The following is a 17,685-nucleotide window of genomic DNA, read 5'->3' as shown; positions in this document are numbered from 1 at the left end:
ACTGGCAATTGAAATAATGTACAATTGAATTAACAAAATGGATAAGGAGCGATTATTATGTTTGAAGGAATCATTATAGTCGGGATTGTAATGTGTGTACCGATCATTGCCATCATTACAGACCATCAGCGAAGAATCGTGAAGATTAAAGGAGAATTTGTGCGCGAAGAAATCGAATTGGAAAAACTGAAACAGCAAAACTACATTATTGAGACAGAAAAAATGAAAATTGAATTGGAGCAGATGAAATTGGACTATACGTCTGGAAAAAATGATATTGTTAAAATCTGAAAGGGATGGGCGTGTGACATCGAATGAAAGAAGGTAATGTAAATCCGCCATACAATGATTTGATAGGGGATATATTAAAAGAATATACGAAAAAAGGCGGCATGGATAATTTGCAAGGACATGGTAAGCCATTACCGCCAGAGTATTTTTCCGGTGATACATTTCAACACTTCCAGCGAATCGCCAAGGATGCAGGCTATCTACCATATTGGTTGAAGCTGCAGCATGAAATCCGTGATGAAGCGATTGCAATTGCGGGGAATCATAAAGATGGTGCGACAACTGGCTTGGAAATGCGGCTGGCGAAATTAAACGCTAAGATATTCGAATATAATAAAACATGCCCACCTCCTATGCAGAAAGGACCGTTGTTATTATCAACGGTACATTCAGCGGTTGAACGGTGGAAATGATGAAATGAAACTTCCTTCTTTTTCATTCGTATAATATAGTACTAGAAAAAGATAGGGAGGTTAGTTTTATGGAGAATAAAGGTTTAAAGGTGTTGGTTCATGCTAGTGCTTTTTTCATGCCATTTTTGGTGCCGTTCGTCATTTATCTACTTATTGATGATTTGGAAGTCAAAAGGATGGCGATACAAGCAGTATTATTCCAACTTGTCATGGGGGCGCTGATTTTTGTTTCAACGCTTCTTATTATTGTAATTGTCGGTATCCCAATGGTAATTGGTTTCGGTTTAATGTGGTTGATTGTACCAATCATAGCAATCGTCAAAGCATTGAATGATGAAATGTATAATTATCCGATTGTCGGTAGATGGATTTAATAAGAATGTATATGTTGAAGTGGAGATTTCCTTTTAGCTCAGCTGCCACCTGAAAGGAGCCCGCGCTGGTATTTCCAGAGTATATTGAGGCCACTGAGATTGTCTATTATTATAGAACTGGAATAAGGATTCTCTCTCATAAGCGCATCGGCGCTTTGTGGATGCCTCCCGCGGTAAGCCGGGCAGAAGATCGCTGCCAGTCTTATCGCTCCGGCTACCACCTGAAAGGCGCCTGCGCTGTTTTTTTTCTGGTTATATTGGAAAAGCTATAAAAGCTTGCTATTATAGACTTGACCAAAGATTTCTCGTAGCGGATTCATTGGATTTCAACCTTAATAATAAATTAATACTATAAAGGTGCGTTTCGTAGTTAATTCATACGGGATGCGCCTTTTTCATTCATATTGGAGGTACGGCATGTATAAGATGAAGTAAGAAAAAAAGAGGAAAGGAGAGGGAGATGAAAATTAAGTTCAATCTTGTCACTCAAATTTTTATCGCATTTGTCTTGGCAATAATTTTGGGAAGTATTTTTGGCAGTTCCATAGATTTTCTAAAACCGTTCGGTGATTTGTTTCTGCGGCTAATTAAATTCATCATAGCCCCGCTTATCTTATCGACACTAGTTGTGGGTGTAGCTGGAACGTCTGATCCGAAACAGCTTGGCAAAATGGGAGTTAAAACGATTGTTTACTATTTGGGTACGACAGCGATTGCAATCATCATCGGTCTTGCTGTTGCATTTGCGGTTTCCCCAGGTAAAGGAATTACGATATCGACGGATGGATTGACTATTCCGGAAGCGGCTACTCAGGAACCGCAGAGCGCCATTACAACAATTTTGAATATTATTCCAGAAAACCCGTTTACGGCTTTAGCTGCGGGGAATATACTGCAAATTATTTTCTTTGCATTGTTCATCGGATTAGCCATTACTTTTGTAGGCGAAAAAGCTCGGCCGGTGTATCGATTCTTTGAAGGATTTGCAGAGGTGATGTATAAAATAACCGGCATCGTCATGAAAGTGGCACCACTCGGGATTCTCGGTTTACTCGCTCCAGTTGTCGGTCAGTATGGATTATCCGTTCTCTTGCCGCTGGTTAAAGTGATAGTGGCTGTCTATATCGCCTGCATTCTCCATGCTGCGATTGTTTACTCTTCCGCCGTAAAAGTATGGGGAAAAATGAGTCCCATTACGTTTTTCAAAGGAATTTCGCCGGCTGCGCTTGTCGCTTTCAGTACTGCGAGCAGTGCGGGAACATTACCGGTCACCATTAAAAACACGAATGAAAACCTTGGTGTGCCGAATAGAATATCAAGTTTCGTCCTTCCACTTGGTGCAACGGTAAATATGGATGGCACGGCCATTTATCAAGGTGTTGCTGTTATCTTCATTGCACAATTTTACAACCTGAACTTGTCATTCACTCAACTTTTAACAGTTGTTTTAATTACTATCTTGGCTTCAATTGGAACGGCGGGTGTTCCGGGGGCCGGTATGATTATGTTAGCGATGGTGTTGACCTCCGTTAATATGCCGCTCGAAGGAATTGCGCTTATCGCAGGTATTGACCGGATTTTGGATATGATGCGTACTACTGTGAATATCGTAGGGGATGCATCGGCAGCGGTCGTCGTGGCGGGTACCGAAAAAGATCGGATTGAGGTAGTTCCGACTGATTGAAATGACAGTATAAACGCCTCCAGCACTGAAATAGTGTGAGGCGTTTTTTGCGTGCTTTTCAAGTTGTACTAAAGAGTTACTTCAATATAGTAGATTGGGAAGTGATACCCGCATAAAAGTACCCTATGAATAGCACATTTTTCTAGTCATAGGGCAGCGCTTCGCTTATTTATTTTCGGCTACTGTACGTTTTTAAGATTTGGTCGGATTGCTGCATGATTTGTAGGGCATTATCAATAGATTGCTGAGTTTTATTCGACCGTTCCTTTTCTTTCATATTTTCCAAATTGTATAGAATTGCGGGGAATTTAGCGCTTGGTGCGACATATAGCGTGTCATCGTTTATGAACGAACTGCCAGGCAAATGATACCTCATACCGAGTAAATTGTTTTCATAGTGAAACAAATTATGACCCATCATCTGTCCATGATATTCGATACCGAGCAAATTCAACAAGGTAGGCATCAAGTCAACTTGCCCGCCCAAGTGATTAATCGTTTCTCCTTTGAAAAGTCCTCCTCCATTAAAGATGACCGGGATGACAAAACGGTCTTGCAAGTTGTATGGATGACCGAGCAGTTCCAATAGTATTGACTCGTCGTTTTCTGTAACGGGAGCTCCATGAATTCCTGAATGATCTCCGTAAATCAGAATCAGCGAATTATCGTATAGATTCTTCTCTTTCAGTGTAGCGATGAAATTTCCGATTTGTTCATCTGTATATCGGATGGATTGAAGATAGTTACCGATATACGTATTATCATAGCTTTCCGAAAGTGTAAGATTCTGAAGGTTTTCAGGCATTTCAAATGGAGTATGGCTTGTCAACGTAATAATGTTGGAATACATTTTTGCATTCATCTTTAATTGTGAAGGCAGTTGTTGTGAAACGAAATCAAATAAAACTTCATCCGCCGGCCCGAAGCCTATTTCTTGTTCCGCCGGAATTTCTACATCTGTATAGACATAGTCAAAACCAAGTGCAGCGTATAGTTTATTGCGACTCCAATAGGTGACATCATCCGCATGGTAAGTGGCCGTGCCATAACCGTGGTCCTGTAAAGTATGTAGTAGAGAGGGAACAGGGTCTCCGTTTATAACATTGACCGTAGGATCCATCCCTTCAGGGTATATGGACGTATGCATGAGCCATTCGGCGTCGGAAGTGTTACCGGCACCGATTTGCTGGTAGACATTGTCAAAATAAGCGCTGTCTTTCAATAAGGCGTTTAAATTCGGTGTAATTTCTTGCCCATTCACTTGTTTATCGATTACAAAGCCTTGCAGTGATTCAACTTGAATGACGAAAACATGTCGATCCTTGGCAATACCATACGAGGCATGCTCATCCGGGGGAACAAAATCATTTCCTTTTAATTTTTCAACGTCTTGTTCGGACAAATTAACATCGGAAGCCAACGCAATTCCGAAACCGCGCGTGAAAACTTGGACGGCCTGTGATTGCAAATAACCATTCTCTTTCGCAAAGTAAGAAACATCGATGAGTGGTTGCCGGAATGCCAATAATGTTGTAATGATGCTGATGCTTCCGAATAGGATTGTTAAACGTCTGCTGATTTTGAGTGAAGGTTTAATTTTTTTGTTAGTACAGTAATAAGCGATAAGAAGTAACAGCGCAATATCTAGGAAGAACAGGAAATCATATGGCTTGCTAAGAAGTCCGACAGTTCCTCCAACGGAATTCGACTGGTAAATTTGCTGTAAATCATAATAGGATGGAATCGTTGAAAAGTAACGTGTGTAGTAGATAATAGCTATGAATAAGACGGATAATACAGTATTGAATAAAATGATTCCCGTCCACATTCTTTTTCTTGCTAAAAAAATGATAAGAGACAGGAAAAATGCCCATAGTGGAAATTCAATAAATGCGATATGTAAGATGGATTTATTATGAAATACGACCAGTCGGAAACCGATTATTTTGATGAAGAGTAATGTTAAAATAATTGTATAGGGATGAGTAAAAATCGGTTTCACTTTTTTGCTGAACTTCTTCACCTAAAAACACCTCCGAGGAAAAACACTATAAATTCAGTGTACCAAAAATAAATTTTGCTGTGAATTGAAACAGTGGAAAGAGTATCCCTTATTGTATAATAAAAGGGAATTTTAAACGAGAATGATGAAAATGGAACTATTTATAAGAAATGACGAAGTGTAATGACAATTTAGTTTTCCTGGACTGTTTGGTAAATTAAGAAAGTAACATACCCTAGCGCCGGTACAAAGTCAATGTAATATTTACAGAAACCTATATTAGTATCGGTAATAAAAGAGCTCACTCTAATGGAATTAATCCATTGAAGTGGGCTGTTTTTTAATATGGATCGGCTTCATGACCCTTTTTTCACAGCTTATCAGGTACCTGCTCTTTTATGTGACGAAACGTTTGTATAGCAACACAACGGCCGATTCATCATAATCGGGTATCTCATCCTTACTCTGCACTATTTCAAATGAATTACTTCCGTTTAATGTTTTTCTGTAACGAATTGCCGTAAAGGAGTGAAGAAATGCACAAAACAATCATATACATCTATAAAGTAAATGAAATAGGTGGGGACCCTTGTGTATTTTCTGAAAAAGGCGTTGATGATATTTATCGGAAGTTTGTTAGTCGCGATAGGTGTGAATGTGTTTCTTGTTCCGTTCGAGTTGTTAGATGGAGGTGGGCTTGGAATTAGTCTGATTTTTCATTATGCAATGGATGTCAAAGTGGGTCTCACGTTTCTTATAGTTAGCATTCCAATATTCCTTTTGGCATGGAAGTACTATCGTTCATTTTTTTATCATGGAATCCATGGCATGTTATTTTCATCTTTGATTATAGATTTGTTGTATCCACTGCATATAATTGGAAGGGAAATAGTGACTATTCCGCTAGTAAGCGCCATATGTGGTGGAATAGTAATCGGTACGGGAATAGGCATCATGCTTCGTTTAGACATAAGTATTGGGGGGACTGATTTACTGGCACAAATGATTGCAAAGAAACTGAACGTTAATGCGGGTTTTGTGATATTTTGTGTGGATGTTCTAATTGTTACTACAGGCAGTCTGTTGATACCTTCTATTCACTTGGTATTATCATTTGCGACAGTACTCTCTGCCGGTATTACAGCGAGTCTGATTGTATCTAAAACTAGAAAGGTTAAAGAGATAATTGCGCAGCTGAATTGAAAAAATTGAAATCACACTCGATTTATTGGCAAATAGAAAAGGATTAGTCGAACTGTTAGCAGCCACTAATCGAATTTATTTATTTCTCATTAAAAGTTTAAACAAACAAGTAGATGTGCTAAAACACTCATAATACTAGAGGGGTAAAACGCATGTTAAAACAGATAATGGTGTGGGACAGGCACTTCTCTGAACTGGAAAAGAAAAGAATCATGCAGACATTATCATAGAGCTACGAAAATATTTACGCAACTTCTGAAGAACAGCATGTAACGGTTGTGGGTTTTAAATACATTATGAAGGTATTGCATACGAGTACTGAAAAATCCAATAAGTGGATAGCGAGTATACAGAATTCATATTAATGCATAGTGAAAACAACGAAAGAAACAACACAGAGTGTGCATCTACTCGGTATAGTTTCTTTCATTGTTACTTTTATTAAACATTCAGATTGTATAAACGGTTTCCAGTGTCGGGAATGGAATGACATTCATACTCAGCACATTTAACTAAAATAATTCGGTTATGTTTCTTCTTTCACTCCGATATTATTGAACCCGTTGTAAACATCAATTGAATTTGTCACGATAACAGCTACTACGATAGCTGTCTTACTTAGGTTGATTGTGAAGGTGATTTTCTCTTTAGTGCTGTCGTAGAGTTCCACCATATACGGTACAAATTCAGGAGTGAACAAATTCGGATTAAATACAATGGATAAAAGAAGCGCAGTCCATAGTAGATTGACAATAAAATTTCCGAGTGCAATCCTAGTTGTCCATTCTGAACCACTGGATTTATAAGCGGACAAAGACAATTCAAACGTAACTAAAATTAATAAGAAAGGAAAGTAATAAAGCATAGTATCCCCATTCAAAGCAAACATGAAAGTATTCAACCCCTTCCGTTCTGTTATGTATACCCCAAAGTCTTGCCAAATTGACGATGAAAAATAAGTCAAAAGGAAACTTTTTTAAACCATCTAAAATGATTGATATGAGTATAAGTGAATTGCTTCCAGAATCGGGGTTGGGACCTCATGCGCCTTCACGTGTTATAAAAAACGATGGCATGCTGGACAAAATATGTCTAGCTTGCCATCGTGTAGCATTAACCGATGATCGAAATATATTTTTCTCCAAGAACTTCCTTCGTCTTAAAATCGGCATTGGCCAATTGTTTACTTACGAACGTCTGGAAATCTTTTTCCTCAATTGCATAAAACTCCTCGATTTCACGTGAGAATAACAGTTTCTCCTTTTGGATAAGGGACAGTAAACTTGATAGTTGCTTCGGTTGCAAAGTATCCCCTGGAAGCATCTGTTGGAGAGCAGCAAGATATTGTTCAAGCGCACGGGCACCTACAATTTTGACACCTTTTTTCTCTTCATTCAACATGACGATTGTCGGGAAACCGCGGACGCCTAGTTGTCGAACAAGTTGAAAGTCCTCATGTAAAGAAGTATCAGCTTCTGGCAGCTTTGATTGTCTGATTATTTCCTCCCCATTAAGACCGATTCTATCGACAAGATCGATTAACATATCATCCTGTGCAATGTTTTTATTAAAAGCGAAAAGTGCTTCCCGTGCACGTCGTAAAAATACATTAGCAAGTTCTGGATTTTTCTTTTGAATCACTTTGAATACACGGGAAGGAATGAAGGAAGATTCGATCGGATTATCATACCAAAGTGTTCCATCAATCGGCATACGGGAATGTTCGCCAACTTCTCTCCAATGACCAGCAACATCTGCCGGTCCATTGATGCCGTTTGCAGAATCGGCAAAGCCGTCCCATTTCTCCAACAATCCACCCATCAATGTATGCATATTGAAATATTGACCGTATTGCGATTCGAATTTGCGAAGAACCGGTTCCAATGCCCAGCAATGGGAACAAATCGGATCCGTAACATAATATAAGTCAACCTTTTTTGTAGGTGCAGAGAGATCGATGAATTTCATTTCAGTATCTCCACCGGGTCCGCAAACACCGGTTTCTAAGTCACACATCATATTGTTTTTCATTTCCATTTTGATGCCTCATTTCTTTATTTTGTATTAGTCAGTTCCAGCTCTATATTTTCTTGTGCCCACTTATGAACTGGTTGGAGGGCGATTGCTAATTTCTGTCCTTTTTCAGACAGGTGATAAGAAATAGTGACGGGTGTACCTTCTGTAACTTCTTTCACAACCAAGTCATGCTCGACGAGTTCAGTTAGTTTCAATGATAAGGACCGAGGGGTAATATCGTTCAAATCGCGTTTCATATCAGAAAAGTGTGCGGTAGAGTTTGGGCAATTCGATAAGTAATGGACGATGAGACCATTCCAACGTCTGCCTAAAATTTCAAAGCACGATTCCAAATAAGGACAAACCTTCATTAGTATCACCTCTTCCTTCGATAATTTCACTACACTTGATATACAAAGTATATCAAGTATAGATTTTATACTAAATAAACCGTGCTCATCAAAGTAAATTTGATGAGCACGTTCGTTCTGATTGTTTCATGTATGTTCAAATGAGTCGCCTCTTTCTAACAATAATTAGTCTCTACTACATAAGTAAATCGGCATAAGAGGCCATAATCATTTTTTTGCACTTCAAAACATCAAAATACTCGGAAGATACTATATACTTGGTCTACTGAGTTTTCATCAGCAGAGAAAGGGTGCGAGAATTAAATGACAAAAATAAAGGAATCAAGTCCACTGGGAAATCCTGTTTATCCAATCATGTTTGCAATTGGTGGGGTCCATTTGCTGAACGATACGCTGCAATCTGTAGTACCTGCGATGTTTCCAGTTCTTGAAAAAGAGAGAGGACTAACCTTCACACAACTAGGATTCATTTTTTTCGCTTTGAACATGGTTGCATCCGTATTACAGCCGGTAGTAGGGTATTTCAGTGACCGAAAACCGAAACCGTTTGCACTGCCAATCGGGATGATGTTCTCGTTTATGGGGATAGGAGGGCTTGCTTTTGCCCCGGACTACTGGTTGATTGTCGTCTCTGTCATGTTTCTAGGATTCGGTTCCGCTATTTTTCATCCGGAAGGGTCACGGGTATCTTTTATGGCTGCAGGGTCGAAGCGTGGACTGTCCCAATCCATTTACCAAGTGGGGGGGAATTCGGGGCAGGCACTTGCTCCTTTGATTAGTGCATTTATACTAGTGCCGCTTGGACAAATAGGGGCGGCGTTATTTATGCTTGTCGCAGCACTTGGCATTTTCATATTACTAAAAATATCTGCTTGGTATAAAAAACAGTTGGAACAGGAAAAGTTGAACAATCGCAAGAAAGTACTGCTATCATCCATAGGAAAGTTGACGAAAAAACAAGTAGGAATAGCACTCGTTTTACTACTTGTTATCATTTTTGCCCGTTCATTTTACGTTACGAATATCACCAGCTTTTTCATCTTTCATTTAATGGATAAGTACGATTTAATAGACAAAGCCGGACTATTATACATATTCCTGTTTCTTGCACTTGGAGCGGTGGGGACATTTTTCGGGGGGCCACTAGCGGATAGGTTTGGCAGAAAAAACATCATTGTGCTTTCGCTTGCTGTGCCGATACCCTTATGTCTGCTGCTCCCGTATGTCCCGTTATGGGCTGTCGCATTATTACTTATGATCATCGGATTTTTCATTATGCTCAGTTTTTCGGTCACGGTCGTTTATGCTCAAGAGCTTGTACCGAGCAAAATTGGGACGATGGCAGGGCTGACAGTTGGTCTGGCGTTTGGTATGGGGGCAATCGGTTCCGTCGTCATCGGAATATTGATGGATCAGCTTGGCATTTATCCGACAATGATTATCGTTTCGTTCTTGCCGATAATAGGACTTGTTGGTTTAGCACTGCCACGTGACCGGAAAATAACGGCAGACACTGCATCATAGGGGAGTGGTGCAGTTGATACATATACGGTTATGAAATAATTTGTGTCAAGCATTCAAAAATAGTTGGTAATTACTTTCAATCCGGATTATAATGGGGAGTCGGTTTACTATTGAAAGTAGGTTGTATAGAGTGACTAAAGATCAACGAAAGAAACTGCTGATTTTAATGATTAATATGTTTATTGCAGTGGGAAGTTTCGGTATTATTATTCCGATTTTACCCGCTTATCTTGTGTCAATTGGACAAGGCGGAACGGCGGCGGGCTTGATTATCGCCATTTTTGCAGGCGCACAGCTCCTCATGTCACCGATAGGAGGCAGATGGACAGATCGCTTTGGACGCAGACTAATGATCATTTATGGGCTTGGTGGTTTGGCTCTGTCGATGTTCGTTTTCTATTTCTCGGATTCAATAGGCGTTCTATATCTCTCCCGTGCAATTGGGGGCGTGGGGGCGGCACTATTAATACCTGCAATTTTTGCTTATGTGGCAGACATTACGACGATGGACCAGCGTGCAAAAGGGAACAGTTTCATTTCCGCCGCAATGTCGCTTGGAATTGTTGTCGGACCAGGAATCGGTGGGTTTTTAGCAGACTTCGGATTAAAAATGCCACTTCTTGTATCCGCTTTGGTCGGACTTGCGGCAGTTATTTTTTCTGCATTCCTGTTGGAGGAAAGCATGGATACGAAAATCGATGTTTCAGCTGAAAAGCCTGAGCCGATGGTAAAGGAAATTGCGCAGTCATTCAGCAAGCCCTATTTTATCCCGTTAATCATCACACTAGTCATGAGCTTTGGATTAATGGCGTATGAATCGGTTCTCGGTCTTTATGTTGATAATGTATTCGGAGCTTCCCCGAAAGACATTGCGATTTTAGTGACATCGACGGGAATCGTGGCTGTCGTTATTCAGCTGTTTGCTGTCGATTGGATTGTACGTCGATTCGGCGAAGCCGTGGTGTTGAATATATTCCTTGGTCTTGCTGCATTCGGGTTTTTACTGTCCATTTTTGTACCTAGCTATATTATGTTTTTCGGTGTTACGATGATTATTTTCCTTTCGACGTCAATACTGAGACCTGTATTGACAACACTGATTTCCAAGTTGGCGGGGAATGAGCAAGGATTTGCGATGGGTATGAACAATGCCTATATGAGTATCGGGAACGTACTAGGACCGCTTCTTGCGGGATTATTATTTGACGTTCATATTATATACCCATTCATTCTTGGTCTGATAGTTCTTCTGATTACGATGTTTATCTCGATGAAGTGGAAAGGTTCACAATAAATATTAAGTTGATTTGACAGGCAATCCGATAAACGCGGGTTGCCTGTTTTTCTTGAAAACGCATTTCTTTACAAGTTTCGGATAACGAAGTATGATTAAATAGTTACCTAGGTAATTAAAGGGGGTTGAAGACTTGAATCCGTTATTTCATGAACTTTTCCAAAGGACCCGTTTTTTAAATAAAGAGGTGAATCAAACACTGAAAAAACATGATTTATTTGCCTCCCAATGGACTGTATTGTTTTGTATTCATCAACATACTGAAATGACATTGACGGAGATATGGAGGTATTTAAATGTGGAAGCTCCGACGATAACACGGACTGTCAGCCGGTTGGAGGAACTGGGGTGGCTCATTACGCATGAAGGAAAGGATCGCAGAGAAAAAGTCGTCCGTCTTTCGGTAGAGGCGAAAGACAAATTTCCGGAAATAGAAGCCTCAATCATTGAGTTTGAAAATGAAACTTTAAAAGGGATGTCAAGTGAAGAACAATCGTTACTTATGACGCTGCTGAAAAAGTTGAACTAGGAAGGAAGTATGTAATTTGGTGAAGAAAGAACCCATTTTCACAAAACCGTTCATAAGTCTCTTTTTTACGAATATAGCTGTTTTTATCGTGTTTTATGGTCTGGTATCCACATTGCCGCTTTATGCAATTGGCGTGTTGAATCGGACAGATGAAGAAGCCGGCTTGCTGATGTCGGTTTTCTTAATTTCTGCTATCATTGTTAGACCGTTTACAGGTAAATTACTGGATATAGCAGGGAAACGGAAAATGTTATGGATTAGTCTTATACTCTATTTGATATGTACGGTTCTCTATTATTTTATCCAGCCGTTTACAGGACTTTTAGTATTGCGTTTTGTACAAGGCATATGGTTTAGTATTATTACGACGGCAGGTGTTTCAATTACGGCGGATATTGTACCGACCGCGAGAAGAGGAGCAGGTCTAGGTTATTTTGCGATGTCGACAAATTTAGCTGTTGTTCTAGGACCGTTGATCGCGCTGTATATCATACAATCCTATTCATTCGATGTGTTGTTTATCGTGATGAGTATTTTAATGGTAATAGGTGTACTGTCGTCACTATCGGCGCCGGCCGGGATTGTTCTAGAAAAAAATAACGAGAAAAGTAAATTATCAATAGGAGACCTGTTTGAAAAAGGGGCTATGCCGGTCGCAATCTTAGCAAGTTTGATCGCGTTGTCGTACGCGAGTGTTTTATCGTACCTGTCCATTTATGCTCAAGAAAAAGGTTTTTTGGCATTGGCAAGTACTTTCTTTCTTGTGTTTGCAGCGGTCATGTTAGTAACGCGTCCATTTACAGGCAGGCTTTTCGATGAGAAAGGCCCACAATATGTAGTAATTCCCGGGTTTATATTTTTTGCCATCGGTCTAATTCTATTAGCCAACATGGATTCGGCATTGTCCTTTTTGGTTGCAGGCGGACTTGTCGGTTTTGGTTACGGTGCACTTGTGCCGAGTTTTCAGGCACTTGCCGTGCAATCGACAAAACATGAAAGAAGCGGATATGCGACTGCGACATTTTTCACCTTTTTTGATTTGGGACTTGCGATCGGGTCCTACATGCTTGGGCTGATTGCAATCCATTATGGCTACCAATCTGTTTACCTCGTATCAGGTGCTCTTGTAGTTGCCGTTTTCATTCTCTATACGGTCATTGAATGGAAAAAGAAACACAAAAAATTTGTAGTGAAACGGCAAATTGATGAACTAAAATAGATTATTCGATTGAACATGAATCCATAAAGTCGGGTTCATGTTTTTTATGTATTCAGGAGAAAAGCACAGAGTTTTGGGTAAATAAGTCCTGATTTTAATAAATTTTATTTAATATATTCATTTGCGATTTAAATGGAAGTAGTTTAGGGTATATAGTTATTAAATAATTTAATAGGGGTCGGTTTTCTTTGGATAGGAAGTTTTGGAAAAACCCGGTATTCTTAATTTCAGCAACAGTTATCTTTTTTCTTGTTGTAGCGGGAGCGGCATTACCGGCTAAGTTCGGGAATGTAGCGGATATGTTATATGACTTTACAACAGTGAATTTTGGTTGGTTCTACTTGCTTGTTGTATTCATTATTGTGGTATTTTTAGCTTGTCTTGCAATAAGTAAATACGGGGCAATCAGGATTGGCGGAGATGAAGAACGGCCGGATTATCCATTTTTCACATGGATTGGTATGTTGTTCTCGGCTGGTTTCGGAGTAGGTCTCGTTTTTTGGGGTGTGGCAGAACCAATGAGTCACTATTTCACATCGCCAATCGGAGGCATAGAGTCACATTCTGAGCAAGCGGCACGGGCTGCAATGGGTTATTCATTTTTCCACTGGGGAATTTCTCAATGGGCTATCTTTGGAATCGTTGGCTTAGTTATCGGATTTTTACAATTCCGAAAGAAAAAGGATGGGCTTATTTCCACAGCTTTGGAACCGTTGCTCGGATCGAATAAAAAGATGAAAATCGGGATTGATTCTTTTGCGGTCATTGCCACGGTAATGGGGATTGCCACTTCGCTCGGCCTCGGTATTTTGCAGATGGGCGGCGGATTGGAGTCTGTTTTTGACATTAAAAGTACATTCAGCGTACAGTTGATTATTATCATCGTAGTTTTCATCTGTTATATGCTATCGGCAGCATCAGGGCTGAACAGGGGAATCCGGTATTTAGGGAACTTTAACTTAGGTATGGCGATAGCGATGCTAGTGTTCTTTTTCATTGTGGGGCCAAAGGTTTTTATCCTGGAAAGCTTTACACTTGCAATCGGTGATTACATAACAAATTTCATCCAATACAGTCTTCGTTTACAGCCTTATCATGGCGGGACATGGGTCCGAGATTGGACGATTTTCTATTGGGCATGGACAATCGCATGGTCCCCATTTGTCGGGGCATTCGTTGCACGTGTGTCCAAAGGCAGAACGATTCGGGAGTTCATCGTCGGAGTAATGGTCATTCCGCCGGTGTTTGCATGTATGTGGATTGCTACATTGGGTGGGACAGCAGTTTACAGTGACTTGAACAACGGTACAAAGATAGCGGAAGCTGTTGACGCGGACGTCACTTCTGCAATCTTTGAGACGTTTAAACATATGCCTTTCACTGGACTCATGTCCGGTTTAGCAATCTTATTGATCTTCACTTTCCTGGTCACATCTGCTGATTCAGCAACGTATATCCTTGCGAGTATGACAACGAATGGCAGTCTATTGCCCCCGTTGATTGTGAAGATGGTATGGGGATTCCTGATGTCGGCGATAGCGGCGGTGCTGTTATATGCTGGTGGTTTGGATGCATTGCAATCCGCTTCTCTGGTGGCTGCATTGCCGTTCACAGTCCTCCTTCTCTTACTTGTATTCGGAATGGGTAAATTGTTGAAAAAGGAACCGATTACGGTCAGACCGGCAGACATACGTAGTTTTGAACGGATTGAACGTGAGGTTAAGAAAAAAGCAGGAATAGATAAACCGATTATGCCTTCATCTAAAAGAAGGAATCAACAGAAAAAATAATTGACAAACAACAAAAATGCCAGCTCAGATTATTTCGGGGTTGGCATTTTTGATGATTAACTTATTCTCCGTAAATCCGTTTCAGTGCATCTTTGAATTGGGGCTTTATATTGATATTTGAACGGGCTTCTTTTGCCATCTCTTCCGCTTCCTCAATGGAATTAGCCAGACTCAATTCCAAAAGCGTTGCAGTTGCGATTGTGCCTGCTCTGCCACGACCGGTGTTGCAATGGAAGTAAATATTCTTCCCTTGGTTGTACGCGTCGATGACTTTTTTTACGGCGGCTAGAATAGAATCATCTTGTTGCTCGGCATCGTCAACAATCGGCTGATGAATACTCTTTTCGCTTGGAAGCGCACTATTCACCTCCGCACGTAAATCGTAAATGATATCAATTTTTTCTTTCGCAAGCAGGTTGTCAATCGCATCCACACCTCCAATGAAAATTCGGTTTGGAATCAATTCCCCATAATTTTTTTCCATCAGTAATGAACACCTCTTTATGTAGTCGTAAACAGTATATCATTTTTGAATGATTCAGTAGAAATGGTACAGTATGGATATCAGATAGTAACCAATGGAAGGGGAATTTCTATGTGTGGTCGATTTACGTTATTCGCTCCATATTATGAAATAATTGAACGCTTTGATATTGGGGCGGCATTTGAAGAAAGTGATTATATACCGAGCTACAATATCGCGCCTTCGCAACAAGTCGTTGCAGTTATCAATGATGGAACGAAAAATAGGCTTGGACATTTGCGGTGGGGGCTCATCCCGCCGTGGGCAAAAGATGAAAAGATCGGCTATAAGATGATCAATGCAAGAGCGGAAACGATTGCGGAAAAGCCTAGTTTCCGGAAGGCATTTAAAAAAAGACGATGCTTAATTCCAGCAGACTCTTTTTACGAGTGGAAAAAAACGGAAGACGGAAAGGCCCCGATACGCATCAAGTTGAAATCAGACGAACTATTTGCTATCGCCGGTTTATGGGAGTCATGGAAATCGCGGGAAGGTACTGTTATCTATACGTGTACAGCCATCACAACAAAGCCGAATAGTTTAATGGAACCAATTCATGCCCGGATGCCCGTCATCCTAAGACAGCAAGATGAGGCGACTTGGCTCAATCCTGAAAATGAAGATGTGGATTCACTGGCGAATCTTTTGCAACCGTTCGATGAAAATCAAATGGAAGCATATATCGTTTCGTCAGCCGTAAATTCACCGAAAAACAACGAAGAATCGCTAATTGTCGAGGTTTGTTAAGTGGAGGGACGAACGGCAGTTGTTATCAGAAGAGTCTTTTTGAATAATGAAAAGCGGAAAAACCCATTGTCGAAATAGATTTCCGGTTTCGGCAATGGGCGTAATCTAGTTAAAGGATGTTCAGGTGAATGCCATCATGCGATCAAGCGGACTGTCGGGCTCGATAATATCCGCGAGATCTAAGATTGGAATGGGGAAATAAGGGAACCCCCAATAATAGGGGGTGATTTCATAAAGTTGGAAATAGATGACGAGAGAAGTGTCTGCAATATAGAAATCTTGATCACTGCGAATTTCATTGAAAGGTTCAAGCAAATCGATTTTCCAATCTTTAATTCTCTGTTGAATAATATCTGACAGCTTCTCTTCATAATGACTGTCTGTTTTGAATAACTCTTTTAACGTATACTCTTTGCCCGTTGTTGTATCAAATGTAAGAGATTTAATGATAGTCATGCCATGTGCACCGCCTGTAAACGAATAGACGATAAGATTCAAACTGAGTATATTCCGTTGGTTGTTCTTCAACTCATAAGAAGCTAATAATTCCACAAGTTCTTTGGCGTAAAAGTTTTGCTCAATCAGTATTTTATTTAACGATGATACGATGGCATGATTGATTTTACTTTGAACATTGGTGTTTTTCAAATGGGTAACAACAGGATAATACACTTCGACTTTCGGCGACGCGTGGGGTAATCGCTTCGTTGCAATTGATACAGGTAAATCCACAGCGGACGTCCTTTCCTTTTCATTTTAGTAGTCCATCATATGTATAGGATGGTATGGAAAGTCGTACTAATAGAGTTGGATTAATAAAGAGAGCGTAATTCTATTGTTAGTAGAATTACTCCCTTTTTCAATTACTATATACTGCAAATGAACAAATCCTTCTACGAACCGGATGCGGCATGAATTTAGCATGCCCAATAAATAAATTATACCCTTATCCATGGAAACATCCCTCTAGCGTCGTAGCGGATCCAATGGAGCATTTTTTTCGACTATATTATTTGGTGAATGGCGTAGGAACCTATAAAAATATTCCCTGTTTTGAATTAACAGCCCGGCGGATTTGAGCATTAAAACAATTATGTTTTCTCATTCCGTTCTTGTCGAATGACACTTATTGTCGCAGCGTGTAGAATTAAAGCATTCAACACGTATAGGAGAGGTTTTGATATGATGAAAAAACGTAAGGATTATCAAGACAAACTAATGAATTTTGATCCGGAGACCAGCATACAAGAAACGGAAATCCATTATTCCGATGAAAAATTCTGGGACAAAGTTATGAAATATGGGAAACAGGCAGGGAAGACGACGGTGTATTATAGTTTGCTACTTTTCTATGCAGCAAAAAGTCCGTCAGTGCCAAAGTCATCGAAATTAATCATTGTCGGTGCACTTAGTTATCTGATATTCCCAATCGATCTCATACCCGATTTCATACCCGCCGTAGGACTTGCAGATGACGCCAGCGTCATAGCGGCTGCGGTGTATAAAATCATTCAGCATATTGATGAAGACATTAAAAATCAGGCCAAGATGAAAGCGAAAATGCTTCTGGGCGGGAAAGCCGATGATCAAGATATTGATGAACGGCTGTTATAATAAAAAGCTAACGGGGGAGTCGTATCCCCGTTAGCTTTTTTATATGCGTTTAGTTGCCCGTATTTAACGTGTAGGATGGCTTGGTTGTCGT

At 40.2% G+C, this 17,685-nt stretch carries 18 protein-coding genes; 12 read left to right on the top strand and 6 right to left on the bottom strand.

The window, feature by feature from the left end; translation table 11 throughout:
• Nucleotides 1-57: 57 nt before the first annotated feature.
• The 4 genes from HDC33_RS10185 (at nucleotide 58) to HDC33_RS10170 (ending at nucleotide 2,762) form a co-directional block, all read left to right on the top strand.
• Complete coding sequence (locus HDC33_RS10185) at nucleotides 58-291, top strand: hypothetical protein (protein ID WP_179392326.1); 234 nt, start codon at nucleotides 58-60, stop codon at nucleotides 289-291.
• Between the two features lie 23 nt (nucleotides 292-314).
• Nucleotides 315-704 (top strand): DnaJ family domain-containing protein, encoded by a 390-nt coding sequence (locus HDC33_RS10180; RefSeq protein WP_179392325.1) that lies wholly within the window; start codon nucleotides 315-317, stop codon nucleotides 702-704.
• 68 nt (nucleotides 705-772) lie between these two features.
• Nucleotides 773-1,078: a DUF4870 domain-containing protein gene (locus HDC33_RS10175; RefSeq protein ID WP_179392324.1), complete on the top strand. Its 306-nt coding sequence runs from the start codon at nucleotides 773-775 to the stop codon at nucleotides 1,076-1,078.
• Between the two features lie 466 nt (nucleotides 1,079-1,544).
• Nucleotides 1,545-2,762, top strand: a complete 1,218-nt coding sequence (locus tag HDC33_RS10170) for a dicarboxylate/amino acid:cation symporter (protein WP_370457464.1) — start codon at nucleotides 1,545-1,547, stop codon at nucleotides 2,760-2,762.
• A gap of 169 nt (nucleotides 2,763-2,931) precedes the next feature.
• On the opposite strand, the gene HDC33_RS10165 is transcribed toward HDC33_RS10170, so the two are convergent.
• Nucleotides 2,932-4,785 (bottom strand): LTA synthase family protein, encoded by a 1,854-nt coding sequence (locus HDC33_RS10165; protein ID WP_370457434.1) that lies wholly within the window; start codon nucleotides 4,783-4,785, stop codon nucleotides 2,932-2,934.
• 570 nt (nucleotides 4,786-5,355) lie between these two features.
• Between HDC33_RS10165 and HDC33_RS10160 the strand changes: the two genes are divergently transcribed.
• Entirely contained in the window at nucleotides 5,356-5,967 is a 612-nt protein-coding gene (locus HDC33_RS10160; protein WP_179392322.1) for a YitT family protein, read from the top strand.
• Between the two features lie 526 nt (nucleotides 5,968-6,493).
• Here HDC33_RS10160 and HDC33_RS10155 read toward each other — a convergent pair.
• The 3 genes from HDC33_RS10155 to HDC33_RS10145 all read right to left on the bottom strand — a co-directional run bounded on the left by HDC33_RS10155 (nucleotide 6,494) and on the right by HDC33_RS10145 (nucleotide 8,354).
• Complete coding sequence (locus HDC33_RS10155) at nucleotides 6,494-6,856, bottom strand: hypothetical protein (protein WP_179392321.1); 363 nt, start codon at nucleotides 6,854-6,856, stop codon at nucleotides 6,494-6,496.
• A gap of 224 nt (nucleotides 6,857-7,080) precedes the next feature.
• The gene (locus HDC33_RS10150) at nucleotides 7,081-7,998 is read right to left on the bottom strand and encodes a DsbA family protein (protein ID WP_179392718.1); all 918 of its coding nucleotides are present in this window, start codon (nucleotides 7,996-7,998) and stop codon (nucleotides 7,081-7,083) included.
• A gap of 23 nt (nucleotides 7,999-8,021) precedes the next feature.
• Nucleotides 8,022-8,354: a winged helix-turn-helix transcriptional regulator gene (locus HDC33_RS10145; protein ID WP_179392320.1), complete on the bottom strand. Its 333-nt coding sequence runs from the start codon at nucleotides 8,352-8,354 to the stop codon at nucleotides 8,022-8,024.
• A gap of 303 nt (nucleotides 8,355-8,657) precedes the next feature.
• Between HDC33_RS10145 and HDC33_RS10140 the strand changes: the two genes are divergently transcribed.
• From HDC33_RS10140 to HDC33_RS10120, 5 genes are all read left to right on the top strand, one after another.
• Nucleotides 8,658-9,878: an MFS transporter gene (locus HDC33_RS10140; RefSeq protein WP_179392319.1), complete on the top strand. Its 1,221-nt coding sequence runs from the start codon at nucleotides 8,658-8,660 to the stop codon at nucleotides 9,876-9,878.
• 130 nt (nucleotides 9,879-10,008) lie between these two features.
• Nucleotides 10,009-11,172 (top strand): MFS transporter, encoded by a 1,164-nt coding sequence (locus tag HDC33_RS10135; protein WP_179392318.1) that lies wholly within the window; start codon nucleotides 10,009-10,011, stop codon nucleotides 11,170-11,172.
• 133 nt (nucleotides 11,173-11,305) lie between these two features.
• Nucleotides 11,306-11,701, top strand: coding sequence for a MarR family winged helix-turn-helix transcriptional regulator (locus tag HDC33_RS10130; protein ID WP_179392317.1), 396 nt, complete (start codon nucleotides 11,306-11,308; stop codon nucleotides 11,699-11,701).
• Between the two features lie 19 nt (nucleotides 11,702-11,720).
• A complete protein-coding gene (locus HDC33_RS10125) occupies nucleotides 11,721-12,920 on the top strand; it encodes an MFS transporter (RefSeq protein ID WP_370457463.1) in 1,200 nt (399 codons plus the stop codon).
• A gap of 188 nt (nucleotides 12,921-13,108) precedes the next feature.
• Entirely contained in the window at nucleotides 13,109-14,710 is a 1,602-nt protein-coding gene (locus HDC33_RS10120) for a BCCT family transporter (protein ID WP_179392315.1), read from the top strand.
• Between the two features lie 61 nt (nucleotides 14,711-14,771).
• On the opposite strand, the gene HDC33_RS10115 is transcribed toward HDC33_RS10120, so the two are convergent.
• Nucleotides 14,772-15,194 carry a protein-tyrosine phosphatase family protein gene (locus HDC33_RS10115; RefSeq protein ID WP_370457433.1) on the bottom strand — a complete coding sequence of 141 codons (423 nt, stop codon included), beginning with the start codon at nucleotides 15,192-15,194 and terminating at the stop codon, nucleotides 14,772-14,774.
• A gap of 111 nt (nucleotides 15,195-15,305) precedes the next feature.
• Here HDC33_RS10115 and HDC33_RS10110 point away from each other — a divergent pair, with 111 nt between their 5' ends.
• Nucleotides 15,306-15,980, top strand: a complete 675-nt coding sequence (locus HDC33_RS10110; RefSeq protein ID WP_179392314.1) for an SOS response-associated peptidase — start codon at nucleotides 15,306-15,308, stop codon at nucleotides 15,978-15,980.
• Nucleotides 15,981-16,100: 120 nt separating this feature from the next.
• Here the strand turns inward: HDC33_RS10110 and HDC33_RS16835 are convergent, their stop codons facing one another.
• Nucleotides 16,101-16,712 (bottom strand): DUF3298 and DUF4163 domain-containing protein, encoded by a 612-nt coding sequence (locus HDC33_RS16835; protein WP_179392313.1) that lies wholly within the window; start codon nucleotides 16,710-16,712, stop codon nucleotides 16,101-16,103.
• A 450-nt stretch (nucleotides 16,713-17,162) separates the two neighbouring features.
• Between HDC33_RS16835 and HDC33_RS10100 the strand changes: the two genes are divergently transcribed.
• On the top strand, nucleotides 17,163-17,594 hold the full coding sequence (locus tag HDC33_RS10100) for a YkvA family protein (protein WP_255457331.1): 432 nt from the start codon (nucleotides 17,163-17,165) through the stop codon (nucleotides 17,592-17,594).
• The last annotated feature ends 91 nt before the right edge of the window (nucleotides 17,595-17,685 follow it).

Source organism: Sporosarcina sp. JAI121 (assembly GCF_013408665.1).
Classification (GTDB): domain Bacteria; phylum Bacillota; class Bacilli; order Bacillales_A; family Planococcaceae; genus Sporosarcina.
This window is presented reverse-complemented; position numbering and strand designations above follow the sequence as displayed.